A 26,863-nucleotide genomic window follows, 5' to 3' on the forward strand; every position below is an offset into this window, starting at 1 on the left:
CTAGAAAATGAAATGGAGCTAAGATAATGACAACTTATGTACCGAATGAACAAAGGTATGATTCAATGGTGTATAACCGCTGCGGGAGATCGGGACTGAAGCTTCCGGCGGTCTCCTTAGGGCTGTGGCATAATTTCGGCGATGTCGATACTTTGGCTAATGCCAAGGCAATGATCTCCCGTTCGTTTGATTTAGGAATCACTCATTTTGATCTGGCTAACAATTATGGACCATCTGCCGGTTCCGCTGAGGAAACCTTTGGTAAAATCCTCAAATCAGATTTGGCTGCTTATCGCGATGAGATGATCATATCCACGAAGGCTGGCTATTATATGTGGCCTGGGCCGTACGGAGAGTGGGGCTCTAAGAAAAATATGATTTCCAGCCTGGATCAGAGCTTGAAGCGTATGGGACTCGACTATGTGGATATTTTCTATTCTCATCGCCCTGATCCTAATACTCCAATGGAAGAAACAATGGGGGCACTGGACCTAATCGTGAGACAAGGCAAGGCGCTTTACGTTGGAATTTCGAATTATAACGCGGAGCAGACCAAACAGGCGATTCAGATCTTAAAGTCACTTGGAACACCTCTGCTGATTCATCAAGCTACCTATTCCATGTTTAATCGTTGGGTTGAGGACGGATTATTGGAGGAGCTGGAGGAAGGCGGGGCAGGCTGCATTGCCTTTAGCCCATTGGCTCAAGGTGTGCTGACCAACCGCTATTTGGATGGAATACCTAAGGATTCCCGTGCTGCGAGCTCGAATAGTCCGTTTCTTAAGGAAAAGGATATTACCGAAGAGAAGCTGAATAAAATAAAACGATTGAACGAGCTTGCCATGGGTCGCGGGCAAACTTTGGCTCAGCTCGCTCTTGCATGGGTGCTGCGTAAGGAACGCGTTGCTTCTGTGTTGATAGGAGCGAGCAAGGTGAGTCAGATTGAAGATAATGTAGGTGCAATTAACCGATTGGAATTAGATGCGACGGAAATCGAGCAGATCGAGACGATTCTGCTTTAAGCAACCTAGTAGGTTGACTAGACGACAAAAGGCTGGGCAGGGAAGGACCTGCACAGCCTTTTGCAGTATAGGGAATAAGGACAAGCCATAAGCATTCAAAAGCTATTGGAGTGCGAATTTACATATAGGTTTTCAAAATTTCAGCAACTTCTTCTACCGTATCGTCCAGATCATAATTTTCAACATTAGCGTCACATTCTTTTAAGTAACCCATTTCTTGTTCATAACGGTCTAAATTTTTATAAATAACCTCGGTTGTATCTCCGCGTTCCAGCAAACGGCTCATCACCTTGTTTCGATCGGCATAAATCATGATCTGGATAACTTTATCACCATATACTTCCTTTAAAAGCTTCGAACCCTGACGGTTCAGAATAAGGTATATGTAGGGATGCTTCTGAAACGTAGCTTCAATTTCCACAGATTTGATTCCGTAAAATACCCCTTCAATTTCAAGAGTTTCAATAAATTCTTCGTTTTGTTCCGCTTCAATAAATTGCTCAGGAGTGATGAAGTGATAGTCTACTCCATCTTTCTCATATAATCTGCTGGGTCGGGTTGTATAGGATAAGACTCTTTGCAGTTCACACAATGCACCTACTTTTTGGGCTACGGTTTTTCTCCCGGAACCATCGGGGCCGGTAAATACAAAAATTAATCTTTTATTATGGATCTCATTCACTATAATGACCTCCCAATATTTTGAATATAATGCAGCTTTATTTAAATTATATCTGAACTCTATGTAATAATATATAGATTTTCTTTCAATAACCTGACCAGCACATCATTACAATGAAAAAGAAGACCTCATCATTGGATTCGATTCATCGAATACCTGATGGGGTCTTTTTATCGGGGAAATGTGTTGAACTATTGTTACTTAGAACCTGTATGATTCAAATTATTCAATTGGGAAGATACTTTAGATTTATACGTTGATTTCTAATACTTTTTTCAAACGGTCCATCTGAAGAAGGTGGTGACGGTAGTGCATTTCAATGAGCAAAAACCATTCTTTCGCACGCAGTGCACCGAATCGCGGATGGGAGACCGTAGCTTGCAGGGTTGCCTTTTCAAGCGTCGGCTCGATTTGTTTCATTCGATGGATCACGGTGTTCAATCCTTGAATCAACTGTTCTTTGCTTTCTGGTTGCTCCGGTGTATATTGTGGGGAGGGAGGGACTTGAATACGTATGGGCGGGAAGCTTCCTTGTTCAAATATAGCTGCACCCTCCTTTGTTATTTCCGCTGTAGAGGCAATGGAATCATCGCTTGCCCTGATGCAATGTTCAATATTGCGAAGCTGCATATAAAGAGCTGAGTTAATCAGATGCTGATACATTTGACCAAGCGACCACTCGTTCTCACTTGGCTGACGTTTCAACTGGTCCATGCTGAAGTTATCCAGTTCATGAAGATAATGATTCGCAATTTCTTCAAATCGCTGTAAGGCTTCGTTTGTATTCATATTTTTAAAACAGCTCCTTTAGGATCATCTAGCCCTACTATACAAAAACGCTACTGACAACAGTGTGTCAGTAGCGTTTGAACATTTTTTCAGCTTCATCACGAACCCGATTCCGGAAAGATTCCGGCTCCAATACAACGACATCCGCCCCCCAGCCGAGGACCCAGTGCAGCAATTCCTCGGGCTGACGGACACGAAAATTCACTTGCAATCCTTCCGCATGGTCCTCTGCAGCTTCCATGTAAAAGTTATTCGATTCCTTCACTTTATCCGCGATGTCAGGGTTGACCAGAATGGATACTCGTGTATTCCGGTCATCCAGAGGCGTGTAATCATGCAAATTAAAATCGGATGGTACCTTGAATCGGTCTTCCAGAACGGTAAGGTCGGTCATTCGTGACAACCGAAAATGGCGAATGTCTTGCCGCAGATCACACTGTGCAATCAGTATCCATGATCCTTGGACAAGCACAAGTCCATAAGGGGCAGCCTCACGAACACTTCTGCGATTCCCATCTTCTTCGGGCATTCTTTTCGAATAACCGAATCTTACCTTCCGCTCCTCCAATATCGCTCGACGAATCGTTTCGATGTACTCTCTATTTTGTCCGCTAGATATATCTTCCTTAGAAGCGAGAAGTCGGATGGTCTTACGTACTCGAGATGCTTCGCTTCGAACATGCTCAGGCAGGATGGCTTCAATTTTTCCACGAGAGCTTCGTGCCCTAATTCCATAGTCGATATCGAATCTTTGCTCGATAAAATCCGTCCCAATGAGCAATGTCACGGCTTCTTCCGCTGTGAAAGTAATCGGCGGCAGGAAGTACCCTTCCATCAAGGAATATCCCTGCCCTGGAGCACCTACCACCGGCACTCCAGCTTCGCTAAGTGCTTGAATATCTCGATAGATGGTCCTCACGCTTGTCTCGAATGTAGCTGCCAAATCCTCAGCTCGTAAAATCGATTTGCGTTGCAGCTGCAACACTATGGCTAACAATCGGTCTGTTTTGTTCATGTATGCCGCATCCTCCTGGTGAGAATCGTATCGAAGTCTACCATTCTCAGTTACTGCGGAGGTGTTATACGTGATTGATTGATAAATGACTTGGGAATTTCCGTTTCAAAACGGAGCAGCTCGCCGGATCGTGGATGTATAAAGGACAAGACACGTGCGTGCAGCCCTAGCCGATTGATGGGCTTGGTGGTGGAGCCATATTTCTTATCGCCTGCAATGGGATGGCCCATATCTTGCATGTGAACTCGAATTTGATTTTTCCGTCCGGTTTCGAGATGGACCTCCAGCAACGAGAAGTTGCGATTGGACTGGATGACTTTATAGTGGGTCACAGCATGCTGTCCATCATTAGGGTAAGAGCTGGAGTACATCTTTAACGTAGCGCTCTCTTTCAACCACGATGAAATGGTGCCTTCCTGCTTCTTTACCATTCCTTCAACAAGGGCAACGTAAGTACGCTCCTTCACTGTATCCTGCCATGCATTTTGCAGCGTTTGCTGGACGCGCTCGCTTTTGGCAAACAGCATGACTCCCGAGGTGTCGCGATCCAGGCGATGAACGATAAAAATACGATTTTTCGGATTGCCGATACGAACATGGGCTGTAAGCTGCTTATAGGCTGTCAGTTCATTTTCATGAGCTTGATCGGAAGCAACGGACAGCAGGCCAGCATCCTTTTGAACGACAATGATATCCTCATCTTCATGTAAAATTTTAAGCCCTACCATAGGCGGAGCCTCAGAAGCTCTGTCCTTGCGGATGGACACCGTCTGTCCTGGCTGCAGCGGATAGTTATATACGGTCACGACTTGATTATTCACGGATACTTGCCCACGGCTCAGTATGGATTTAATGGAGTTGCGCCCTTGATTCGATAAAGTAGTTATTAAAAAGCTCAATAGCTCCGCAGGTTCTTTTACTGTGTATAGTTTGGTTGGAGATGGATTTGGCTTATGGTTCGCAGGTTGGTTCCTTTTTCTATTCATGATTTAGTTCTCCTTTTGCACAGCTGTTTCCACATTGACGCATGAGCCCGGGTTCATTCAGGTGCATTGATTTATAGACCTTACTATATCATGTTCCGAGGTCATACATCCAATGAAAGCATGAATGTGCTTTATGTATTTGGAGAATGGTATACTGTGGAAGATAAGGGAAATAGGTGAGTGAAGGAGGACGAGACCGTTGACTGCACCGCAAGCTATAATTGAAGTGAAGGGCTTAATTAAGAAATATGGCGATTTTACTGCTGTCAAGGGAGTAGATTTTGAAGTATATAAGGGTGAAGTGTTTGGATTGCTCGGTCCCAATGGGGCAGGTAAAACTACTACGATGGAAATGATCGAAGGTCTTCGAAGGCCTGATGGAGGCAGTGCGAAGGTGGCAGGCTTTGATACACAGACCGACTTGAACAAGGTCAAGCAGGTTATCGGTGTTCAGCTTCAATCAACCTCATTGTTCGAGCTGCTGAAGGTGCATGAGATTATGCGCATGTATGCAAGCTTTTACCCGGAATCGGTTCCCCTTGAGCCGTTGATGGATGATATGATTTTGCGTGAAAAAGTAAATGACCGTGTCAAAAACTTGTCCGGTGGGCAAAAGCAGCGCTTGGCTATCGGACTTGCGTTGGTTAACGATCCTCAGGTTGTTTTTCTGGACGAACCGACGACAGGACTTGATCCTCAGGCACGCCGAACGCTGTGGGATATTATTTTACGATTAAAGGAGCAGGGCAAAACGGTTGTGCTCTCGACTCATTATATGGAAGAAGCGCATGTGCTCTGTGATCGGATCTGCTTGATGGACAGCGGTCAGGTTATCGCGCTGGATACGCCGCGGAGCCTCGTGAGCAGTTTGCAGTCGGACAGCGCTATTGAGTTTCGCCTGACAGAAGAGGGGGGGAAGCTGACGGAACAGCAATCCACTGAGATGCTAGACCAGCTCCATAACGTGCAAAAAGTGAAGCAGGCTGATTTGCGCAAGGATGTTTTTGTATTATACACCGACCATTTGCAGACCTCGCTTATTGACTTGATACAACGTGCTGAAGCAGAGCAATGGAAAATTATTGACCTGCAGACGCGGACAGCTACATTGGAGGATGTCTTTATCCATATGACTGGGAAGAGCTTGAGAGAGGAATGAAACGCAAAAAAGGAGGCGGCCGAGCCGAATGAATGCATATGTACAATTAACGTTGGCCCAACTTAGAATTTTTATAAGGAACCGGCAAGTTTTATTCTGGACACTGCTGTTTCCGGTCTTTTTTATGGTCATGCTGGGCTCATTTCTTGGAAACGGAAATTCTGTTTCTCTGGAGGGAGTTGTTATCGATCAAGACCAAACGACTCAATCCCAAACCATTAGCGGCTTAATGAAAAGTAGTGCGATTGTAAAAGCGACTGAATCCCAAGATGCGGAGCAAGCACTTGCACAGCTAAAGCAGGGAGACACGCAATTCGTTCTGATCATTCCTAAGGGGACCGGTCAAACGATTCAAAGTGGAATTAAGTCGGGTGCGCCAGCTGAGCTAAAAATGTACTACGATGAAACGAACTTGTCCGTATCGGAGCTGGCCAAAGTAGCTCTAAACCAGATCATCGATTCGGTGTCTAAGCAGAGCGTGAATTATACTCCTGTTCTTAGCTTGAAATCAGAGGGCGTGCAATCTTTGAAATTGCGTTATATTGACTTCCTGGTGCCAGGCATCTTGGCTATGATGATTATGTCCAATAACTTGAACGGGGTTGCCGGCCAAATCGCATCTTGGAGGGAGAGAGGGGTGCTTCGTCGTATGCAAAGCACAACCTTGCGAGCATCTACGTTCATCGCGGCGCAAATTACAGCCAGGCTCGTTCTAAACGGAATTCAATCGGTTATTGTTCTGCTAGTGGCGTATTTGTTCTTCGGTACCCAAGTGAACGGATCTTGGCTGACTTTACTGTTTTTCGTCGTTCTAGGCACACTTGCTTTCATGGCTACAGGGTTCATTGTGGCGGGAATTGCCAAAACTCCGGAGAGCGCAGGACCGATTGCCGGGTTCATTTCCTTCCCGATGCTGTTTGTCGGAGGTGTATTTTTCCCTATCAAAAATATGCCGGAATTTTTACAAGGAGCTGTAAAGCTAATACCGATATCCCATCTTACTGTTGCATTACGTCAGGTCATGAATGTAGGGACTGCAATGTCAGGCTTATGGGTGGAGGCAGCATTCCTGGGCGGTTGGTTAGTGCTTGCATTTATTGCAGCAAGCTTGACCTTCAAGTGGGAGTAGCTAGCACGACTATACTGCCAGGTGGAGCTGTCCCAAAAGTCATTTTGAAACAACCCCTCCACCATTTTATCCTGAATAGATGGTTGCAAAAGAGCCCTCAATTCCACTTTAATAGTTGAAGGCTTTTTTGCATATTCTTGTGTATTCTTAGTGATGAATAAGATGAGGTCGCCTTCCAGCGCGTACTCATCGCTGGTATCGGGTTCGTGGCTCGTGGTTCGGTTACGGCATTGCATGGCAGTCTGGCGCACTCCGTGCAATTATCAGGAAAATGTCAAGTTAGTTACTCCGAAAATAGCGTTCCAAGTCTTATAGCTGGAATTCCTCATGCTAATTCTACGTATTTTGGCTGATATCCACCATTTCACCTCTATTAGAGTTAGTTTTTCCAGTTAGATTGATTTCAGGCGATATCCACGCTGGATTAGCGTTACAATTTCCATCTATTTTCTTTCCTTCCACAGCGGCCCCGACAAATCATGGTCTCCTCTAGGTTGAAAGCAGCCGCCCCATCACTTAAGTAACATCCAAAAAGCGGCCGGACTCATTTTTCGATTTTCGAACCCCCACTCTGATGGGAATTTCCCTACAAAAAAGACGCTTCCATTTCCGCTTACATGGTGGTTTTGGAGGCGTCTTTGTACATAGTTTGGGCTGATTCATTCACTGATACCCTTTTGGGACAGCCCCTTTTTTGCAATGCATTGGAGAACACCCTTACAACAGCATAATAAAACAAAATAGCTCCATAGCTATTAGAAAGAACGAGAAAAACATGCCTGAGTAGCAGGTTGACCGGAATACTTGTCTGCTGTTCATTATGTAGACTCTAAGGCAAAGGATGCAAACTAGTCCGATAAACAAAGTCGTAATGAAGGTTAATGATGTCATTTGGGAAACGGGTATTACAGCCGCCGCTTGTGCAAGGACGTAGCTTAAGATCAAGGAAACTATAAATAAAGACAAGGCACCTAGCCGATATATCCGCTTTTTTTCACACCGCATTTTGCGTATTTCGGGGTAACGTGAAATCAACCAATAAATCCACTGGCATAATAAAATGAAAACTACAATGAAATATAAAATACTCATGGAATGATCCCTTCCCTTACTATTAATAGGTTATTTTGCTTAAAAGGAAAAATAGGATCGCGATTGATCAATCAAGTAGGAACGTTCCAGTACAATACCGTTTTCCTTTTGCGGAGGGGCTATATCCGTTTGTTGAAGTTGATTAATGAGATCCTGCAGAGCGGAATGGGCCAACGAGCAGCGGTCTTGTCCCCATGCTTCCTGTTTGTTTTGGATGAAGGCCATGGCTTCAAGTACGGAAAGTCCTTTTAACTTAATGAACACAGAAGCCCATGGGATCAGATCGAATTTTCTCCCGTAGGAAGGCAGGATGCATTCCTCCCAGCCGTTGATTCCATTGCTCGATATTTTTAGCAAGCCGCATGCGCATTCGTTTGTGACTTGCGGAATTCGTCTTTTTAATAGAAGACAATCAAATTGATAAATTTCCATGGAACCAATTTTAAAGCCTTCCAGGGTTCGGTCGGATGGAGAATCCAGAGGGTCAGCAAGCTTTAACATAATGAATACACTCCTTGTTATTTGTTTTGGACAACAAAAAAAAGCCCGGAGAGCAGAGAATCTCTACTCACGGGCTTCCTGACAAGCTGGCTAGGAATAGCACGATCGCTGGTTCTCTCTCAATTCGCTTACGAGGTTAGCTGTCGGATTCGGGCTTGAGAGCGCCCTACCAGCAGATATGCGTCGGCATACCTGTAAGGATTCACCCCGTGAACCATCTATACTAAGATGGCTTCAAGTGGGTCCCCCGTTTCCCTATGCGGGAATTAAGCGTGAAAATAAATTATGTAGTTATTGAAACGTATCATACGCTGACTGGAGCATATTGTAAACCGCCAATCAGGAGGTTATTTTAGGTATTTTTGCTATATAAGCAGATGTAAGCGAATTCAACTGAGGTTAACGTTTATTATCTACCCTAATGCTAGGTTATGCTATGTTTTTTGAGAATTCCTTTAAAAATGGAGATAGAGTGAGGTAGATGCAGTAAATTGAAGAATGAACCTTATTAAGAGGTTCTAGCTATCCGTTATAGACGCATATGAAAGTCATGCTTTATTTACAGTGCTAAGCTACAGGAGTATGATACGACTCATGATTTACAACAAAGTTTCCAATTCTAACCGCTTAATTTCCTAATTACAGGGGAAACGGGGGAACCAACAAAACGATGCCAATACGGTGTGAGAGCCGTATTTCAAGTCGTTTGGGGTGAATCCTGAAGATGCACTCAAGTTTGCATCCAGGTAGGGTGACTCTCACCATCCGAATCCGTCAGCTAACCTCGTAGGCGTTGGATAGTAAGAACTTTTAAGCGTGAACCGGTTTGTATAGAAAGTTGAAAGCAAACAGCTTTAGGACCACTATTTCATAATTAAAATGAACATGCATCTTTATCGCTGAGTCCTTGAATGGAAAAGGAACGGGGGAACCAAAGGAGCGCAAGATACTTCATTAGTCTGTAAGTCAGACACAAGTATCGGGCAAGCTTCATGGGGTGAATCCTGTTAGGTATGCTGGAAGTATACCTGCAGGTAGGGCGACTCTCACGCCCGAATCCGACAGCTAACCTCGTAAGCGTATCGAGAGAGGCAACGATTGTCGTGGGTAAGACACGGTTTAATTTTCTGTGCCTTAGGAAGCCGCGAGAAGAGTTCACCTCTTTTCGCAGGCTTCTTTTTGTTGCGCTTAAGGAATGAAGCGAAGCAAATTTCTGCAGATAATTGGGGGCTCCCCCATAAGTAATCGGAATTCACTATAGAGGTTCGTGTCACTTTTGGGGGATAGTTGGTTGCCTTCTTTTCGGGGAAAAAAGGAGGAAAATCGAAATGGAACAGCAACAATTTATTTTGGTATCTGCGCCTAACAAGACCGGTGAAGGATTCATATGCCAATTGATCCGGCAAGGATTGCCATTCGCCGCCATTGCTAACAATAAAGGGGAAAAACAGCGGCTGGATGGTCTGGGTGTAAAAAATATCATTTTGATAGATACTATTGAACAAGCCAAATGGAAAATTCCAGAACTACCTATCGGGAAAATATTTCTATTTGAACAGAGCATGAACTTATGCTGCCGTTATATTCAAATATGCCGCAGCTGGACGGTAAAGCCTATTTATGTGATTACGCACACGAGTAACCCGCGTCTTATTTATAAAGGGCTCGGCGCCACTTATGTGATTCATACGACCAGTGAGGATGTTTCTTTCCTGGTTCAGACGCATGTCGGATAAATAGTCAGCAATCTTAATGATATTAATGGAGGGAATATACATGTTGGATCTCTACATGGTTTTAATGCTAGTAGTGACCTATGCGCTGTTCACAGGATTTCTGTCCTGGTGCGGAAGAGTGATCCAGGAATCGGGAGGCGACCATAAATGATAGTCGTCGTGATATTTACTGTATTTATTTTTGTTTACTTGGCCTACGCGCTGATTAATCCGGAAAAATTTTGAGAAAAAACAGATAGGCTTAGGAAGGGAAGTAATAAACTATGGGCATTTTACAAATTGCCGTTGTCATTGTGATTCTGGCGCTGCTGGTTAAGCCGGTGGGGACCTACTTGTATCACGTATTTTCGAATGAAGCTAACCGGACGGACAAATGGTTCTCTTTTATAGAAAAACCTATATTTTCACTGATTGGCTTGAAGGAACGAAAAGGCATGACCTGGAAAACGTATGCGCTCAGTTTTATCATTACTAATATTGTGCTCGTTGCTGTCAGCTATTTGATATTGAGAATGCAAAAGTATCTGCCTTTAAATCCTAACGGAATTGACAATATGGAAGAGACGCTGACCTTCAATACGGTCATCAGTTTCATGACCAATACGAACCTGCAGCATTACAGCGGAGAGTCCGGGTTGTCCTATTTCTCGCAAATGGCGGTCATTATGATGATGATGTTCACCTCGGCAGCGACAGGCTTTTCAGTTGCGATAGCTTTTATTAGAGGGATTACCAGTAAAGGAGAAACCATCGGTAACTTCTTCGAGGATTTTGTGAAGGCTCATGTTCGTGTATTTTTCCCGCTTGCCTTTGTGGTTACCCTGCTTCTTGTGGCTTTGCAGGTGCCGCAGACACTGCAGCCTACTATAACGGCAACAGGACTCGAGGGAACGGGGCAGCAAATCGCCATAGGACCGGTTGCCTCACTGGAATCTATCAAGCATTTAGGGACAAATGGCGGTGGTTTTTTCGGAGTCAACTCAGCCCATCCGTTTGAAAATCCGAACCCGTTAACCAACGTCATTGAAATTTTGTCGATGTGGGTATTGTCTGCCGCACTTCCTTATACGTTTGGCTTGTTCGCCAAAAATCGCAAGCAAGGCTGGGTTATTTTCTCGGCCATGATGATTTTGTTTGTCATGTTCCTCTCTCTATCGTATGCAGCGGAATCCAGTGGAAATCCGGTACTCAATAAGCTGGGTATCGACGCTTCTCAAGGCAGCATGGAAGGGAAAGAAACACGCTTTGGAATCGCCCAATCGGCATTGTTTACAACGGTAACCACAGCGGCTACCACCGGCAGTGTAAACAATATGCATGATACGCTGACGCCGCTTGGAGGCATCACTCCATTAGCCTTAATGATGCTGAACTGTGTATTTGGCGGTAAAGGCGTAGGATTGGTTAATATGCTGATGTATGCTATTTTGGCGGTCTTCCTTGCAGGGCTGATGGTCGGCCGAACACCGGAGTTTCTGGGCCGGAAGATAGAAGCGCGCGAGATGAAGCTGATTGCGATTGCGATTCTAGCGCATCCGCTGATCATTCTGGCTCCAACGGCTATAGCACTCGTTACTGAGTTAGGGAAAGCAGGGATTACTAATCCGTCCTTTCATGGAATTTCGCAAGTGCTGTACGAGTACACATCTTCAGCCGCCAATAACGGATCGGGCTTCGAGGGACTTGGAGACAATACTCCGTTTTGGAATATTTCAACGGGGCTTGTTATGCTGTTTGGCCGCTACGTTTCCATGGTAGCAATGCTGGCCGTGGCCGGTTCCCTGCTGCGCAAGCAATGGGTTCCTGAGACCATCGGGACTTTCCGTACCGATAACCGCTTATTTGCCGGAATTCTCGTAGGAACTGTATTGATTATAGGGGCTTTGACGTTTTTGCCTGGTATTGTGCTCGGGCCGATCGCAGAGTATTTGACGATCCGTTAATGGAAATGGAAGAGGTGGATAACTACAAATGAATACGAATAGACGAAAATTATTATCCGGTGATATTGTTGCAAATGCCGTTAAAGATAGCTTTGTGAAGCTGAACCCGGTCACGATGATGAAAAATCCGGTGATGTTTGTGGTTGAAGTAGGTACGCTCATTGTTTTATTGATGACCATTTTGCCTGGATATTTTGGTACGGAGGATAGCATAGGCTTTAACCTTACCGTATTTGTGATCCTGCTTTTCACCGTGCTGTTCGCTAACTTTGCGGAAGCTCTGGCAGAAGGGCGGGGGAAGGCGCAGGCTGACTCGTTGAAAAGATCGAAGCAAGAGATTACCGCTATAAAAGTAGTTAACGGGGGCTTGAAGGAAGTTCCGTCAACGGAGCTTCGTAAAGGTGACATCGTAGTAGTCGCACAAGGTGAAATGATCCCGGGTGACGGTGAAGTGATTGAGGGTCTTGCATCTGTCGATGAGTCTGCAATAACAGGTGAGTCTGCCCCTGTTATTAAAGAAGCTGGCGGTGACTTCAGCTCTGTAACCGGTGGTACGCGAGTAGTCAGCGACAAGATTAAGGTTCGAATTACGAGCGATCCGGGAGAATCGTTTATCGACCGGATGATCGCTCTGGTTGAAGGGGCCAAACGGCAAAAAACGCCGAATGAAATTGCCTTGAACACTTTGCTTTCGAGCTTGACGCTGATTTTCCTGATCGTTGTCGTTACTTTGGCTCCTATTGCTAAATTTTTGGAAATTGAATTGCAAATACCGGTATTGATTTCTTTGCTGGTCTGCTTGATTCCTACAACGATCGGTGGCTTGCTGTCCGCTATAGGAATAGCTGGTATGGATCGGGTAACCCAATTTAATGTTCTCGCCATGTCAGGTAAAGCGGTGGAAGCCGCAGGAGATATTAATACGATGATTCTCGACAAAACCGGGACCATCACCTTTGGTAACCGGATGGCTAGTGAGTTCATTCCAGTCGGCTCCGACAATGCCAGAATACTGGGTGAATGGGCGGCAATCAGCTCCATGAAGGATGAGACACCGGAAGGGCGATCCGTGCTGGAGTTAATGAAGAAGCAAGGCTTGACTTATAACGAAGGACTTGCGGCTGGCGGAGAATTTATTGAATTCAAGGCTGAAACGCGAATGAGCGGGATTGATCTCACAGATGGGCGCAAGGTGCGTAAAGGTGCCGTCGATGCGGTGAAGAAATGGGTGGAAGCCTCCGGAGGTGCGGTTCCAAGGGATTTGGATGTCAAAAGTAATGCGATCGCCTCAGAAGGCGGCACACCTCTTGCAGTGGCTGTAGATAATCAAATATTCGGCTTGATCTATTTGAAGGATACTGTGAAGCCCGGTATGAAAGAGCGGTTCGAGCAGCTTCGCAGAATGGGTATCAAAACGATTATGTGCACAGGCGATAATCCATTAACGGCGGCAACCATTGCTCGTGAAGCGGGTGTGGATGATTTTATTGCCGAGAGCAAGCCGGAGGATAAAATCGCGGTTATCCGCAGAGAGCAGGCGGAAGGAAAGCTGGTTGCGATGACAGGAGACGGAACCAACGATGCTCCTGCGCTGGCCCAGGCAGACGTAGGGCTAGCAATGAACAGCGGCACAATAGCGGCTAAAGAAGCGGCGAACATGGTCGATCTGGATTCCGATCCATCGAAGATTATCGAGGTCGTTGCCATTGGCAAGCAGCTGCTTATGACTCGCGGAGCTTTAACAACCTTCAGTATTGCCAACGATGTGGCGAAATATTTTGCAATCATTCCCGCCATGTTTACATTGGCGATTCCTCAGATGGAGGCGCTGAACCTCATGAGACTGGGTTCTCCGATGTCGGCGATTTTATCGGCATTAATTTTTAACGCCATTATTATTCCGCTGCTGATTCCGCTGGCCATGAGGGGCGTAGCTTATAAGCCAATGAGCTCTACGAAGCTGCTGCAGCGAAATATTCTAATTTATGGTCTCGGAGGCATCGTCGTTCCTTTTGTAGGCATTAAACTGATTGACCTTATCGTTCACGTTTGGATCTAACATACGTTGGAATGCTCAGATGAGCTTTTAGTATAGAGAAAAGAGGTTGGAAAAGGATGAATAAATCGGCACAGGCAGGAACTGAAACGGCCAGGTTGTCTCTGGGAATCGCCATTCGCGCGAGTCTAGTGTTTATCGTTTTATGCGGCATTGTATACCCGCTGGTATGCACAGGTATTGCTCAAGTGCTCATGCCGGGAAAGGCCAACGGCAGCATGATTTACAATAGTAAGGGAGAAATCGTCGGTTCGGAGCTGATCGGGCAAAAGGTTACCGATCCGAAGTTTTTCGAGGGAAGGGTATCGAGTATCGATTATAAAGCGGAAGCTTCCGGGACTAATAACTATGCTCCTTCCAATCCGGATATGCTGAAGCGCACACAGGAATCCATTGAGTCATGGAAGGCGAACAATCCTGATGTTCCCATAAGCAAGCTCCCGATTGGCCTGATTACCAACTCGGGCTCAGGGCTGGATCCACATATCAGTCCCGAATCCGCTAAAGCGCAGGTGCCGCGGATCAGCAAGCTGACCGGATTGCCGACAGCTCAGCTGAATACGCTGGTTGACGCAAATACGGAAGGACGCGATCTCGGCTTGTTCGGTGAGCCGCGCGTGAATGTTCTAAAGCTCAATCTGGCTTTGCAAGGCTTAGGCATCCAAGCAACCAAATAAGCTGCGAGATGACCACCCGGTAACTTAGGGTGGTCTGTGCGCTTTTCTTTTATAGCATGAGGAAGGAGCGGCTGCATGGACAATTTTAAACGCAAGACGCCGGAAGAAATCCTGCTGTCTATCTCCAAGCTGCATAAGGGACGGCTGAAGGTTTATATCGGCGCTGTGAGCGGATCGGGTAAAACTTATCATATGCTGCGCGAGGGACAGAGCTTGAAGCAGCAAGGCATTGATGTCGTGATCTGTGCTGTGTCAACGATGCAGCGTCCGGAAACGGTGGAACAGATCGGCGATTTGGAGCGAGTTCCAAGTATTCACTGGATGAAGGAGCAAGAGGAAAAGAAAGACTTGAACCTGGACGCTCTGATAGTGCGTAATCCCGAAGTTGTGCTGGTCGACGGGCTGGCGCACCAAAATCGCAAAGGTGCAAAATTTCCGACCCGGCTGGAGGATATTCGCTTCCTGCTTAGCCATGGAATCAGCGTCATAACAACGGTGAATGTGTATGAGCTGGAAGGCGTCAAGGAATTAGCCAGGAAGCTGACCGGCATCGAGGTTAAGGAGACGGTTCCCGCCGATACGTTGGAGCTGGCCGATGAGGTAGTGCTGATTGATGCCACACCGGAAGCGTTGTTGAGCCGGGTGGCCGATGGGCATTTGCGTATCGATCAAGGTCAAGGCAGCCGTTTGTTTAAGCAAGGTAATCTTGCGGTTCTTCGGGAACTATCGCTGCGTTTAATGGCGGAAGGCGTAAATGAGTCATTGGAGAAACATAGGGAGGAGATTGGGCTAATAGGCCCGTCAGGTGCAACGGAACGGATTCTCGTTTCCGTCCAGTATCATTGGAACGGTTCGATCTATGTACGCAGAGGCCAGCAAATCGCCAAGAGGCTGAACGGTGACTTGCTTGTCGTTACTTTTGTAAACCTGAAGAATGATCTCTCGAAGGATGCGGCAACCTTTAAACGGTCAATAATTAAGCTGGTAGAGAAGGTAGGGGCACAGTTCGAGGAGCTGCCTCTATGCTCACGCAGAGCATTACCGGGTATTTTAGTTAATTATGCTCTGACTAATAATGTAACCCGAATTGTTCTCGGTCATTCCAAGCAGACGGGATGGCAGGAATTTTGGCAGGGCTCGATTGTCCACGATATTTTGAAAAAAACGAGAAACATCGATATCTTTGTTGTGGCTGACCGTGCAGAGCATGAAGGAGAACGAATATTACCAGCCAAGCTGTCCAAACCGAAGGAAGAAGCGGAATGGTTCCGCCGGTTAAGCTCTCAAGAGGTGGAGCGGAAAATTCAACGGATGAAGAGAGGGCAATTTAAAGTATATATAGGCGCCGCACCTGGCGTTGGGAAAACGTATAAAATGCTGCGGGAAGGCAATGATCTGCTTCTAAAAAAACTCAATGTGCTTGTTGGGCTGCTGGAAACGCATGGGCGGGCAGAAACGCAGCTGCAGGTGGGAGAGCTTGAACTGATTCCCCGCATGATAGTTGACTATAGAGGTACCCGGTTGGAAGAAATGGATACGGATGAAATTATACGCCGCAATCCGGATGTTGTGCTGGTGGATGAGCTGGCGCATACGAATATACCCGGCAGCAAAAATAAAAAAAGATACGAGGATGTATTGGACATTCTGGCCGCCGGCATCTCGGTTATTTCTACAGTGAACGTTCAGCATCTGGAAAGCTTGAATGATTCCGTAGAGCAAATCACGGGAGTGCGGGTAAGGGAAACCGTACCTGACCATATACTGAGGCTGGCCGATGAAGTACAGCTGATTGATGTGGCGCCTGGATCATTGCAGCAGCGGATGAGGGAAGGCAAAATTTACGCGATGGATAAAGTGAATCAGGCTTTGAACCATTTCTTCAAAACCGGTAACCTGATCGCATTGCGGGAGCTGGCGCTAAGGGAAATAGCCGATGATGTGGATGAGCGTTTGGAGTCATGGGAACGAAGAGGCTCGCTGCGGGGACCGTGGAGAAGGAAGGAGGTCATCTTCGTCTGCGTGGATGCGGAGCCTCATGCGGAACGGTTGATTCGCAGAGGCTTCAGGATTGCGCACAGGCTTAAAGCGGCATGGCATGTCACCTATGTACAGCTGGAGCATGTAACCTTGACAGATGAAATGACACAAAGGCTGGAAGTGATCAATCGATTGACCACCCGGCTCGGAGGAACCTTTGAAATAATCAAGTCAGACCGCCGTCATTCTACATCCGATGTTTTGGTAAAAAGAGCGAATGAGTTCAAAGCAACTCAAATTATTTTGGGACAATCGAAATTATCGATATGGAAAGAACTATGGAAGGGCTCTATTGTGAAAAGGCTGCTCCGTAGTGCACGGCATATGGATGTGCTTGTGGTTGCTGATTATGATCCATTAAATGCGGTAGTTCAAGATAAATAGCTGTTGAGAGTGGAAGCATCCTCGGGATGCTTTTATTTTTTTAGCATAATGCGTCATCGTTTTACATATATTTCATCATTATAGGGAATGCTACTGATAGTATTTAATATTTAACAAAAGGTTTATGCTCCGTTAATCTTGGCTTCATATTCACAGGGTAAGATTACAATGTTCAAACAATAACGGAAAAGAGGAAATAAATCATGATTTTATATCAAATGGCCAAACGTATGGAGCAGCGAGAGCAATTGAAGCATTCTATCGAACAAACCGGAGGAGGCAATACGGAGCATCTGGTATCACAAAAGGAAATGGTTGAAGAGCAGCTGTTAACACAAACAAACCGGTGGGCAGAAGAAGGCAGTGACGAGTTTATGCTTGGCGCAATGACACCGGAAGCCGTAGTACCGCAAGAAAATTTATCATGGTTGTAGCGAGAAAATGGGATGAACCTGAGAAGGTGTTCCATTTTCTTTTTTTTGTCGAATAGAAGAAGGTATAGAGGCTTGGCAAAAAGTAATTTTGTGTTCGCTCTCTTTTCCGTGTAAAATAAGGATACTAAAGAGACTGTAAGTAAAAGAGGTACTATACATGAAAGTAGTTTTATCTACATTGAACGCCAAGTTTATCCATACATCGCTCGCGCTCCGCTATTTGAAGTCGTTTTGCGGCGATGATTTCGACATAGACATAACGGAGTATACAATCAAGGACCCGGCCATGAACATTGTATCGGATCTGTTTTTGAAACAGCCTGATGTCATCGGGTTTTCTTGTTATATATGGAATATTGAAGAGACAATTACCGTAATTAATATGCTCAAAAAGATCAACCCACAGCTTATTATCGTTCTCGGCGGGCCCGAGGTATCTTACGATACGGAATATTGGATGAAGAGAATACCTGAGGTCGACTACATCGTTGTAGGCGAGGGCGAGGAAACGTTCCACCATTTGTTGAAGGAGCTGAGCGGGGATCGCGCGTTGTATAGCGTGTTTGGCACGGCATACCGCAAGGAAGACCGAGTTATTATTAACCCTCCGCGTCCGAAGCTTAAGCTTGATGATATTCCTTCTCCGCACCGTTTTCCTGAAGATATCCCTAGCTTGGCTAACCGTGTTGTATATTTTGAAACGAGCCGTGGTTGTCCATTCAGCTGCCAGTTTTGCCTATCATCTATAGAGGTGGGTGTACGGTATTTTGATATGGAGCGGACCAAGAGCGACCTGTTGTATTTGATTGATTCGGGTGCCAAGCTTATTAAGTTTGTTGATCGGACCTTTAATATTAAGCGTGATTATGCGATGGAAATTTTTGAGTTTCTAATCCAAAATCACCGGGGCTGCGTGTTCCAATTCGAAATTACTGCAGACATTATGCGACCCGAGGTATTGGACTACTTGGCTGCGGAAGCGCCGCCGGGCGTGTTCCGCTTTGAAATTGGCGTGCAGTCAACGAATGACGAGACGAATTACCTTGTCAAACGCAGGCAAAATTTCTCCAAGCTCACACGTACGGTAACGATGGTCAAGGAAAGCGGCAAGATCGACCAGCATCTGGATTTGATCGCAGGCTTGCCTGAAGAGGATTACGACTCATTCCGCAAAACCTTCAATGATGTTTTCGAATTGGGACCTGAGGAGCTTCAGCTGGGCTTTCTGAAAATGCTCCGTGGTACAGGCATGCGAGCCGACGCTGAGAAGTACGGATACAAGTATATGGATCATGCTCCGTATGAAATTCTAGGCAACGATATCCTGCCGTTTTCCGATTTGGTACGGATTAAGCGAGTTGAGGATGTGCTGGAGAAATACTGGAATGCGCATCGGCTGGATCATACCGTGAGCTATTTGATCCGCGAGGAGTTTCCGTCGGCATTTGATTTTTTCCAACAGTTTGGCGATTACTGGGAAACGAGAGGCTGGCAAAAAATCGGCCATCAGCTTGAGGATTTATTTACGCGTTTACGCTCCTTCTTGATAGACCGGGGCACGCAGAGGCTGGATATAATCGAGGGCTTGATGAAGCTCGACTATTTCTTAAACCATAAGTACAAGCCGCGTAAAATTTGGTGGGAGTTCACTTTGGACAAAGCAAGACAGTCTGAATATTTCCGAATGCTGACCGAAAGTCCTGGAGCGTTGTCGGATGCTTTCGCGGAATTGAGAATCAGCGAGAAGGATCTGCATAAGCATGTTATGCTGGAAGTGCTCCCCTTCGAGCTGGATCGCTATTTAGAAAGCAGGGAGATGGTCAGCGGTACTGAACAGCTGCTAGTCGTATATTTCCCTCCGGATGCGGCCTCGCGTGCGAAGCATTTTACACTGGACCTGACAGCAAAGGCAGCAACATAGATAATCAGTGCTACACTGCCTTATTGAATATATGGTTAAAAAGAACCTTCAAATCCACTTTGATAGTGTGATTTGAAGGTTTTTTTGCACATTTTATGGGATTCACCGAGAAGGGTTTACCCTTTCCCAACAGCCCTTTCTTAGGTGTTCTTTAGCGAATGTAGAAAATAGGTCACATTCCAACGCATGCCAATCTCGGGTATCGGGGTTCGGGGGTTCGACCGACCGCCATGTTATGCCGTAACGCGAACCCGGGATTCGCGCGCGGGGGTTAGGTTACGGCATTATATGGCCAACTCCACAATTATCAGGAAATTGTCAGGTTAGTTGAGCTGAAAAATAGCATTCTAGGCCCTATAGCTGGAATTTCTCATGCTAATTCTAAGGATTTTGGCTGATATCACCAATACCACCTATATTAGCAGGAGTTTTTCCAGGTAGATTGATTTCAAACGAAATCCTGGCTGAATTAACATGAGGATTTCCTTCTATTATCCTTCTTTCGGCAGCCGTCCGAAAACTCTAATCCCCTCTAAAATGAAAGCAGCCTTTGAATATCCGTTTTCACGCCATCACTTAAGCAACATCACTTAAGCACCATCAAAAAGCATCAGCAGTCATAAAAAGATAATTAGCGCCGCCCCTAGTAGCTAAAGCTTCTTTTGGAATAATCATCCTATTTGTGGAAAATAAGGCGATTGAGAGGAACAAAATGGGGGTATATAGCGTCTATGAAGGTAATTGAAAAAAATGAGGCGGTGCGCGGCTATGGGATGGTTGAAGCACAAAAATAAAGGTACAGTGGCACTTACGGCAGGGCTTGCTGTTCTTTTTTTGGCATTTGGTATATGGATCCTGTTTCCGATGAATAGCAGCGGTAATCATTCTGAGCTTGGAAAGCTTGAGCAGAAGGAGCAGCCGCTCCAAGTGGCTGAAGGTACTGCTGGTACGGATGCTCTGAAGCAGCCGGCGGCTGGTGAAGCAGAACCGATTGCAGAAACGGCGGGGGGACCGGAAGCTGCAATCGATAGTCCGGAGCAGAGCTCGGAGGCATTAGCTGGAGTAGACTCAGCGGAAGACGAGCTTTATTCGTTGATTGAGAGGGATAAGCTGAACTATTTAAGAATCGGCGATAGTGACTCCTATTGGGATTACAAGCCCCAAGACAAAATTTTCTATAGCGACCCTGAAGCGAATATCTTTGTATCACTGACCATCCCGGATATGTCTTCTAAGAGTCAGGAGGATTATGAGGCATTACGCAGAGGTGTCAAAGTACTTACAGCTTCAGGGGAACCGGTAGCTTTTACAGTGGAAGGGCAGAACTCAAGAGGAGACGAGGATCAGCAGGTTGTCATTCATCTCAAGGATGCTCCCAAGCAACCATTACAAGTAAAGTTTACATCAAAAGACGGCAAAAGGAGCAAAATTATTGAGCTGCATTATATAGAAAAACTATCCTATAAGGTGCATTCCGAGCAGGATTCAGGATTGGAGAAAGCGTTTAGGGTATCGTTCCCGGAAGGAGTCAGCATGCCTAGAAGAATGGATGCGGCAGTACCTTATCAGCTGCAAGCGGACTTTTCGGCAGACATGGATCGCGGCTCGGTAGAAGAAGTTTTAGGCAAGCAGCTTGCTAATGTAAAAAGGACACTGGAATGGAAAGGGAATCGTTCTCTTAAGCTGACCATTGAGTTTGCAGAAAGCAACATAGGCCAAACTTATTTTTTTAGTATGGCTGGCGCACGCAGCATGCAGGGGCTTGAGCTTAAACAGAACGAGCACATGATGTTCATTCCGGTCTCAAGGGTCGAAGTGAAAGCAGCAGATCTGTCGACTCAGCATACAGCTAGTTTGTTTAGCGGATTAAACAACTTTGATACCTTATCGGTTTCTCCCGACGGGCAGTGGGGATTGATGGGGGAATATGTTGAAAATCAGATGTATGCAGAGTTAGTTTATACATTGGTGGACCATCAAGGTCAAATCATACGTTCTTTTGATTATGCAGAAGTTGGTTATCCTCAATGGTTAATGGATGGCCATACTCTGATTTATATGAAGCATACGATGAAGCGTCAAGAGGTATGGTTGTATAATGCTTCTACTCGCGAAGAAAGATTGTTTTGGAAGGTACCGGATGCGGCGGACGATAAATCTAACCAGCAGCGGATTGTAGCTATTGCAGTTGATCCTTATAGCGGGGAAATCGCAATAGGAGCGGGAGCATTCAATGAGGAAGCCGAAATTTCTGTCGGCGTACAATGGTTTGCCTCGTCGCAAGAAACAAAACCCGGCAAAACCTTCAAGGATATAAGCCGTTATACATGCTATGAAGGCCCTTGCTCTGCTTGGATTCAGTTTATTGGCAAGAGCAAACTGTATTTTACTACTATAAATTCACTTTGGCCGCAAGCTTATCCGGAAGCATATATCATGGATACCGCGACAGGTAAAAAGAGTAAGGTTGATGGTGTGGAGCGGACTGGCGGGTATTCAGAATATAGACAGCTGGTTCCGGGCAGCAATAATGGGATTTATTTGCGAATTGACCAGCAGGAGAATGGAAACGAAGTTTGGAAAATATACGATGTGAAAACAGGCAAAAGCAGTGAGTGGCAAACAGATCTGAAGCTGCTAAAGCAAGCTCCTTTCACAGGCTTCCATCTGGAGAAAGATGGGCGTATTGTGTTCCTCACGAAGGAAAAGAGCTGGTATGCAGCAGATCCCACCCAAAAGACGGTGATGCCGTATACAAACGACTTATTGCCCAAATCGTCTGAAATTGTAAAGACTTACGGCTCCGAAAGAAATATTCTTTGGTTTGGGACGGATAGCAGAACCCGTGGAACAGAGTAAACGAAGCTTTTTTTGAAAATACAACAAAAGAATGCAAAAAACAAGCCTGCGCCGAATGAAGGCAAAGGCTTGTTTTTTTGGCGTTTTATAACAATAAATATTGCATGATGAATTTAAGGTAAATAACTGCGAAGTACGGTCATGGATCCGGTGAGTGTATAATCGCCAAGGTTGGCCGGTAATAAGTAGCATTCGCCCGGTTTAACTGTCAGTTCACCATCAGCCCAACGTATGGTACCAGAGCCGTCGCAAATAATATGAATGACGAAGCTATCATTGCTTGTTTGCAGCGGCCAAGCCTGCTCGACTTTTCCTTTTTCGGTTACAAAAAATGGGGAGTGAGCTAAGGTCAGCCATTCATTCGTTGAGACAAGCTCTGTTTTCATATGAGAAGCACCGGAGCCTTCATAGGCAATAACATTTAAGGAATCTTCAATGTGCAGCTCCCGTGGTTTGCCGTCCAAGCCTAATCGGTTGTAGTCATATAAACGGTAAGTGCTGTCCGAGTTTTGCTGAATTTCCGCAACCAGCACGCCTGCGCCTAATGCGTGCACCGTTCCGGCTGGTATGTAGAAGGAGTCCCCGGCTTCAACGGTAATTTCTTGGAGACAATCCAGGATGCGGTTACCTGCAATAGCCTCAGCCAATTGTTCGCGGGTTACTCCATCATTAAGCCCATAGATTATTTTGGCACCTGGTTTGGCGTCAAGAATATACCACATTTCGGTTTTGCCGAGCTCACCTTGCGGCAATCTGTCATAATGGTCATTCGGATGTACTTGAACAGATAGATCGTCCTGGCAATCCAACAGCTTGATGAGCAGCGGAAAGCGGCCGTTCTTCTCAGAGAAACCTTTGATTCCAAAAAAGTCTTGTCCATACTGCTCGCGTATTTGATCTAAACCGAGTCCTGCAAGCTCGCCATTAACGACTTTGGTCGTTCCGTTCGGGTGATCCCCAATCATCCAGCCTTCGCCGATGTGGCCTTCAGGCAGCGTCAGGCCGAATTGCTCTAACGCACGTCCTCCCCAAACTCGCTCTTTCATTTCTGGTTGAAATAACAAAGGGTACGGTTTCAATATGGTTTCCACCTCTTCTATTAAAGTATTCTCTCTACCAAGTAATTATATCAATCGAAAGATCGTTTTTCTACCGCTATCAAATAGGGAGGATGGTTTTTCTGATTGACGAATCGATATTCTAACACTTGAAACTGCTGCTGGGGCAGTCCCTCAGCCCATTCTCGAACGGCTGCTGCTTCCTGCTCGCCACCTTCATGACCTGTATACAAAGCTATGGTAAGAATACCGCCCTTTCGCAGTAATTGGGCAGCCTGCTGCAGGGCCGGGATTGTAGATGCTTCAGACGTAATGGTCTCATGATCATTGCCGGGCAAGTAGCCCAGATTAAACATCACCGCACCAATAGACCCATGCTCAGTAGCGGGAATCGTATGCTTGAGCTGGTCATGGCTGCATAAAAGAAGCCGGACATGAGAATAGTCCGGCCGTTCTTTGGCTAAGCGCTGCTGGGTTTTCTCAAGTGCCTGTTCCTGTATGTCAAAAGCATAAACCGAGCCTTTGGCGCCAACAAGCTTGGCAAGAAACAATGTATCCACTCCATTGCCTGCTGTAGCGTCCACTACTGTTTCTCCCGGTGAAACCCGTTCTTCTATCAGCTTATGGGCGTAGCTGAGTATGGACAGAAAACCCATAGTAGCCTCCATTCATAACTAATCTTATTTTTTCGTTGCAAGCCAGGCGGCCAAGGCTTCCACTTCTTCGGGTTTGATTGCATCCTTGAAAGAAGGCATGACCTTACCGCCATTTTGAATTTTGGCTATTAATTCTTCCTTTGTTCTTCGTTCCCCTACTTTGGAAATGTTCGGTCCAGCTCCGCCCTGCAGCTGGTCACCGTGACAGGCCATGCAATTATCCTTGAATAATGGCTCTGCTTTAGCTGCCAAGTCAGCTGCGGTAGGCGCTTTTGCTTCCGGCTTAGCCGCAGCGGGCGCCTCAGCCTTAGGTGCAGGCGCCGCTTCGGGCTCTTTGGCGGCAGGGGCTTGCGCTGGAGCTGGCGAAGCTGCCGGTGCAGCTGCCTTCGGCGCCTCCTGTGGCGGTGCCGGTGTCGGCTTGGGCGCCTCTGCCTTGGCAGGCGCCTCATTCTTCGCCGCAGGCGCGGGCTCCGGCTTAGCCGCCTCTGGCGCCTTCGGCGCTGCGGCTGCGCCGCTTGCCGCCGGTGCGGCGGCGTTACCGCCAGAGGCGCTTGCGGACGGCTTCGTGTCCGCTGCCGCTGCTGGCGGTGCTGCTGCAGCCGGCGTCTGGCTGGCCGGGTGTGCCGCGGGCTTGTCGCTGCCGCAGCCCGCAAGCAATGCAAGTGCAAACATTCCTGCGATAATGGGTAATTTCCGATTCATAAACATCGCTCCTTCATGCAAGAGGTGCCCGATTTTGCATCACTCTTTATATAGAATAGTAGGCCTTACTATAAGAAACGTAAGGTTCGCCCATTCGGTTTGTTTCATGCATGAAGGAGAGTTGAAGCTTTAGCTGCGAATGAATTTTTTCCCCTGCCAAGTATCGCGAAGCTTCAGCTCATCATCGAAAGCATTGAGTACTTCCCATTTCTTCAAGCTCCACATAGGTCCTATTAATAAGTCCCGCGGCGCATCCCCTGTCAGGCGATGCACAATCATGTCGGAGGGCAGAAGCTCTAATGTATCGACGACCAGCTTGACATATTCATCCTTTTCCAAAAACTGCAGCAAACCAGCCTCATATTGTTTGACCATCGGTGTTTTGCGCATCAAGTGCAGCAAATGGATTTTGATACCTTGAACGTCCATTTGGGCTACGGCCCGACCTGTGTCAAGCATCATCTCGTGGGTTTCACCGGGCAGTCCATATATAATGTGAGCGCATGTACGGATGTTATGCTTTCTCAGCTTGGCTACAGCATCCTCATAGCATTGGGTATCGTGAGCGCGGTTAATCAGCTGTGAGGTTGACTCATGAATGGTTTGCAAGCCCATTTCTACCCATAAATAAGTGCGTTCATTCAATTCAGCCAAATATTCTACAACATCGTCAGGCAAACAATCCGGACGTGTAGCAATGGACAAGCCAACAACTCCCGGCTGCTGTAAAATAACCTCAAAATATTCCCGCAGCTCCTCCACAGGAGCGTAGGTGTTCGTATAAGCTTGGAAATAGCCGATATATTGCGCTTCCGGCCATTTTTTATGCTGCAAATCCCGGATTTTATTAAATTGGGTAACCAGATCGTCGCGGCGGCTGCCTGCGAAATCGCCTGACCCACGTGCACTACAGAATGTACATCCACCGGCCGCGATAGAACCGTCCCGATTCGGGCAGGTAAAGCCTGCATCCAGCATAACCTTAAAAACCTTGGTGCCGAATTGTTTGCGCATTTCAGTATTCCATGTATGAAACCGTTTGTCTCCCCAATCGGAAGGAATTGTGAGCGGCTCAGCTTGCTTCATATTATAAGGCTCCTTTTTGTCGAAACAGCTCTGTCGAAGATGGCTTCGATTTTAGAGCTTTTTTCTTATGCAGATATGCACGTTGAAATTTTAACAGTGGATCATCTGCAAGATGATCTTATTTTACCGCAAAATGATGGGGGGTGCGAACTTTTTCCTTAACAATACCCTCCTAATCACCACAAGGATATTTGTGTCTTTAACCGACCATGCTATTAGTGCACCAATAATCCAATCTGCTTCGAAGGGAGAATACAACAATGCACAAGTTTCGTAAAGTTGTTTTATCTTTGGCAATGGTCGCGTCTTTAGGTTTCGCTGCACAAGCTCATGCTGAAATGGGGAATACGGGGACTACCGGATTAACAACAGGAACCTCAACCACTCCTGCAGGAGCGTACGGCTCAACTAATACTCCTACCGGTACTATAGCAGTGCCAGGGACTACGGATACGACTAATACGACGACTGGAACAACGGACACGACTGGAACAGGAACGTATGGCAGCGGCTATGGATCGACTAACACGACAACGGGAACCGGAACCGGAACCGGAACCGGAACCGGAACCGGAACTTACGGTAGCGGCTATGGATCGACTAACACTTTGACAGGAACTGGAACTGGAACTTATGGCACAGGTACTGGCTATGGTACAACGACCAACACGACAGGGACCGATGGTATCAGAGGTCATCATTTGCTGGATCGGATGAACACCTATGGAACTTACAATACTACTGGCAAGGGCACAAGCACTGGATATGGCGGGAATTACGGTACTTATAGCTACCGCGCTAATGCGGACACTACTACAAAAGGAACAAACTGGGGTTGGCTTGGTTTGCTCGGTTTGTTAGGCTTAGCCGGTATGCGCAGCAAAGGCCGAGATCGTGATGATTCCTTCAACAAATAAATGCTGTAAATTGAGGTGA

At 46.3% G+C, this 26,863-nt stretch carries 22 protein-coding genes and 3 riboswitches; of the genes, 13 read left to right on the forward strand and 9 right to left on the reverse strand.

Translation table 11 applies throughout. The annotated features are described in order from the left end of the window. Window positions 1–26: 26 nt before the first annotated feature. The gene (mgrA, locus tag NV381_RS15165; protein WP_258214134.1) at window positions 27–1,022 is read left to right on the forward strand and encodes an L-glyceraldehyde 3-phosphate reductase; all 996 of its coding nucleotides are present in this window, start codon (window positions 27–29) and stop codon (window positions 1,020–1,022) included. 118 nt (window positions 1,023–1,140) lie between these two features. Here mgrA and NV381_RS15170 read toward each other — a convergent pair whose 3' ends face one another. From NV381_RS15170 to NV381_RS15185, 4 genes are all read right to left on the reverse strand, one after another. Then, window positions 1,141–1,704: a guanylate kinase gene (locus NV381_RS15170; RefSeq protein WP_258214135.1), complete on the reverse strand. Its 564-nt coding sequence runs from the start codon at window positions 1,702–1,704 to the stop codon at window positions 1,141–1,143. A 249-nt stretch (window positions 1,705–1,953) separates the two neighbouring features. After that, entirely contained in the window at window positions 1,954–2,493 is a 540-nt protein-coding gene (locus NV381_RS15175; RefSeq protein ID WP_258214136.1) for a DinB family protein, read from the reverse strand. Between the two features lie 67 nt (window positions 2,494–2,560). Next, window positions 2,561–3,508 carry a helix-turn-helix transcriptional regulator gene (locus NV381_RS15180; RefSeq protein WP_258214137.1) on the reverse strand — a complete coding sequence of 316 codons (948 nt, stop codon included), beginning with the start codon at window positions 3,506–3,508 and terminating at the stop codon, window positions 2,561–2,563. Between the two features lie 50 nt (window positions 3,509–3,558). After that, the gene (locus tag NV381_RS15185; RefSeq protein WP_258214138.1) at window positions 3,559–4,494 is read right to left on the reverse strand and encodes an RluA family pseudouridine synthase; all 936 of its coding nucleotides are present in this window, start codon (window positions 4,492–4,494) and stop codon (window positions 3,559–3,561) included. A gap of 199 nt (window positions 4,495–4,693) precedes the next feature. Here NV381_RS15185 and NV381_RS15190 point away from each other — a divergent pair, with 199 nt between their 5' ends. Both NV381_RS15190 and NV381_RS15195 read left to right on the forward strand, forming a co-directional pair. Beyond that, window positions 4,694–5,653 (forward strand): ABC transporter ATP-binding protein, encoded by a 960-nt coding sequence (locus NV381_RS15190; protein WP_258214139.1) that lies wholly within the window; start codon window positions 4,694–4,696, stop codon window positions 5,651–5,653. A 28-nt stretch (window positions 5,654–5,681) separates the two neighbouring features. Further along, window positions 5,682–6,782, forward strand: a complete 1,101-nt coding sequence (locus tag NV381_RS15195) for an ABC transporter permease (protein WP_258214140.1) — start codon at window positions 5,682–5,684, stop codon at window positions 6,780–6,782. Window positions 6,783–7,913: 1,131 nt separating this feature from the next. Here NV381_RS15195 and NV381_RS15200 read toward each other — a convergent pair. Further along, window positions 7,914–8,375, reverse strand: coding sequence for a hypothetical protein (locus NV381_RS15200; RefSeq protein WP_258214141.1), 462 nt, complete (start codon window positions 8,373–8,375; stop codon window positions 7,914–7,916). A gap of 109 nt (window positions 8,376–8,484) precedes the next feature. Further along, a riboswitch (cyclic di-AMP (ydaO/yuaA leader) is annotated at window positions 8,485–8,658 on the reverse strand. 331 nt (window positions 8,659–8,989) lie between these two features. Continuing rightward, window positions 8,990–9,183: riboswitch (cyclic di-AMP (ydaO/yuaA leader) on the forward strand. Between the two features lie 79 nt (window positions 9,184–9,262). Beyond that, window positions 9,263–9,471, forward strand: a riboswitch (cyclic di-AMP (ydaO/yuaA leader). Between the two features lie 232 nt (window positions 9,472–9,703). On the opposite strand from NV381_RS15200, the gene NV381_RS15205 reads away from it, so the two are divergent. The 9 genes from NV381_RS15205 (at window position 9,704) to NV381_RS15240 (ending at window position 22,425) form a co-directional block, all read left to right on the forward strand. Continuing rightward, window positions 9,704–10,111, forward strand: a complete 408-nt coding sequence (locus tag NV381_RS15205) for a hypothetical protein (RefSeq protein WP_258214142.1) — start codon at window positions 9,704–9,706, stop codon at window positions 10,109–10,111. 147 nt (window positions 10,112–10,258) lie between these two features. Beyond that, window positions 10,259–10,336, forward strand: coding sequence for a K(+)-transporting ATPase subunit F (gene kdpF / locus NV381_RS38470; RefSeq protein ID WP_379371498.1), 78 nt, complete (start codon window positions 10,259–10,261; stop codon window positions 10,334–10,336). 38 nt (window positions 10,337–10,374) lie between these two features. After that, complete coding sequence (gene kdpA / locus NV381_RS15210) at window positions 10,375–12,054, forward strand: potassium-transporting ATPase subunit KdpA (RefSeq protein WP_258214143.1); 1,680 nt, start codon at window positions 10,375–10,377, stop codon at window positions 12,052–12,054. Between the two features lie 28 nt (window positions 12,055–12,082). Continuing rightward, the gene (gene kdpB, locus NV381_RS15215) at window positions 12,083–14,113 is read left to right on the forward strand and encodes a potassium-transporting ATPase subunit KdpB (protein WP_258214144.1); all 2,031 of its coding nucleotides are present in this window, start codon (window positions 12,083–12,085) and stop codon (window positions 14,111–14,113) included. A 56-nt stretch (window positions 14,114–14,169) separates the two neighbouring features. After that, window positions 14,170–14,787, forward strand: a complete 618-nt coding sequence (gene kdpC, locus NV381_RS15220) for a potassium-transporting ATPase subunit KdpC (RefSeq protein ID WP_258214145.1) — start codon at window positions 14,170–14,172, stop codon at window positions 14,785–14,787. 75 nt (window positions 14,788–14,862) lie between these two features. Then, window positions 14,863–17,211 (forward strand): universal stress protein, encoded by a 2,349-nt coding sequence (locus tag NV381_RS15225; protein ID WP_258214146.1) that lies wholly within the window; start codon window positions 14,863–14,865, stop codon window positions 17,209–17,211. A gap of 203 nt (window positions 17,212–17,414) precedes the next feature. Continuing rightward, complete coding sequence (locus tag NV381_RS15230; protein WP_258214147.1) at window positions 17,415–17,645, forward strand: hypothetical protein; 231 nt, start codon at window positions 17,415–17,417, stop codon at window positions 17,643–17,645. 157 nt (window positions 17,646–17,802) lie between these two features. After that, complete coding sequence (locus NV381_RS15235; RefSeq protein ID WP_258214148.1) at window positions 17,803–19,566, forward strand: B12-binding domain-containing radical SAM protein; 1,764 nt, start codon at window positions 17,803–17,805, stop codon at window positions 19,564–19,566. Between the two features lie 768 nt (window positions 19,567–20,334). After that, on the forward strand, window positions 20,335–22,425 hold the full coding sequence (locus NV381_RS15240; RefSeq protein WP_258214149.1) for a hypothetical protein: 2,091 nt from the start codon (window positions 20,335–20,337) through the stop codon (window positions 22,423–22,425). Between the two features lie 113 nt (window positions 22,426–22,538). Here NV381_RS15240 and NV381_RS15245 read toward each other — a convergent pair whose 3' ends face one another. From NV381_RS15245 to NV381_RS15260, 4 genes are all read right to left on the reverse strand, one after another. Continuing rightward, a complete protein-coding gene (locus tag NV381_RS15245) occupies window positions 22,539–23,504 on the reverse strand; it encodes a type I phosphomannose isomerase catalytic subunit (protein ID WP_258214150.1) in 966 nt (321 codons plus the stop codon). 50 nt (window positions 23,505–23,554) lie between these two features. Further along, window positions 23,555–24,139 carry a class I SAM-dependent methyltransferase gene (locus NV381_RS15250; RefSeq protein WP_258214151.1) on the reverse strand — a complete coding sequence of 195 codons (585 nt, stop codon included), beginning with the start codon at window positions 24,137–24,139 and terminating at the stop codon, window positions 23,555–23,557. A gap of 24 nt (window positions 24,140–24,163) precedes the next feature. After that, window positions 24,164–24,841 (reverse strand): cytochrome c, encoded by a 678-nt coding sequence (locus NV381_RS38210; RefSeq protein ID WP_308861900.1) that lies wholly within the window; start codon window positions 24,839–24,841, stop codon window positions 24,164–24,166. 129 nt (window positions 24,842–24,970) lie between these two features. Further along, window positions 24,971–25,927 (reverse strand): TIGR01212 family radical SAM protein, encoded by a 957-nt coding sequence (locus tag NV381_RS15260; RefSeq protein WP_258214152.1) that lies wholly within the window; start codon window positions 25,925–25,927, stop codon window positions 24,971–24,973. Window positions 25,928–26,187: 260 nt separating this feature from the next. On the opposite strand from NV381_RS15260, the gene NV381_RS15265 reads away from it, so the two are divergent. Next, window positions 26,188–26,844, forward strand: a complete 657-nt coding sequence (locus NV381_RS15265) for a WGxxGxxG-CTERM domain-containing protein (RefSeq protein ID WP_258214153.1) — start codon at window positions 26,188–26,190, stop codon at window positions 26,842–26,844. Window positions 26,845–26,863 lie beyond the last annotated feature (19 nt).

This window comes from Paenibacillus radicis (ex Xue et al. 2023) (assembly GCF_024722015.1).
In the GTDB taxonomy this organism is placed as follows: domain Bacteria; phylum Bacillota; class Bacilli; order Paenibacillales; family NBRC-103111; genus Paenibacillus_S.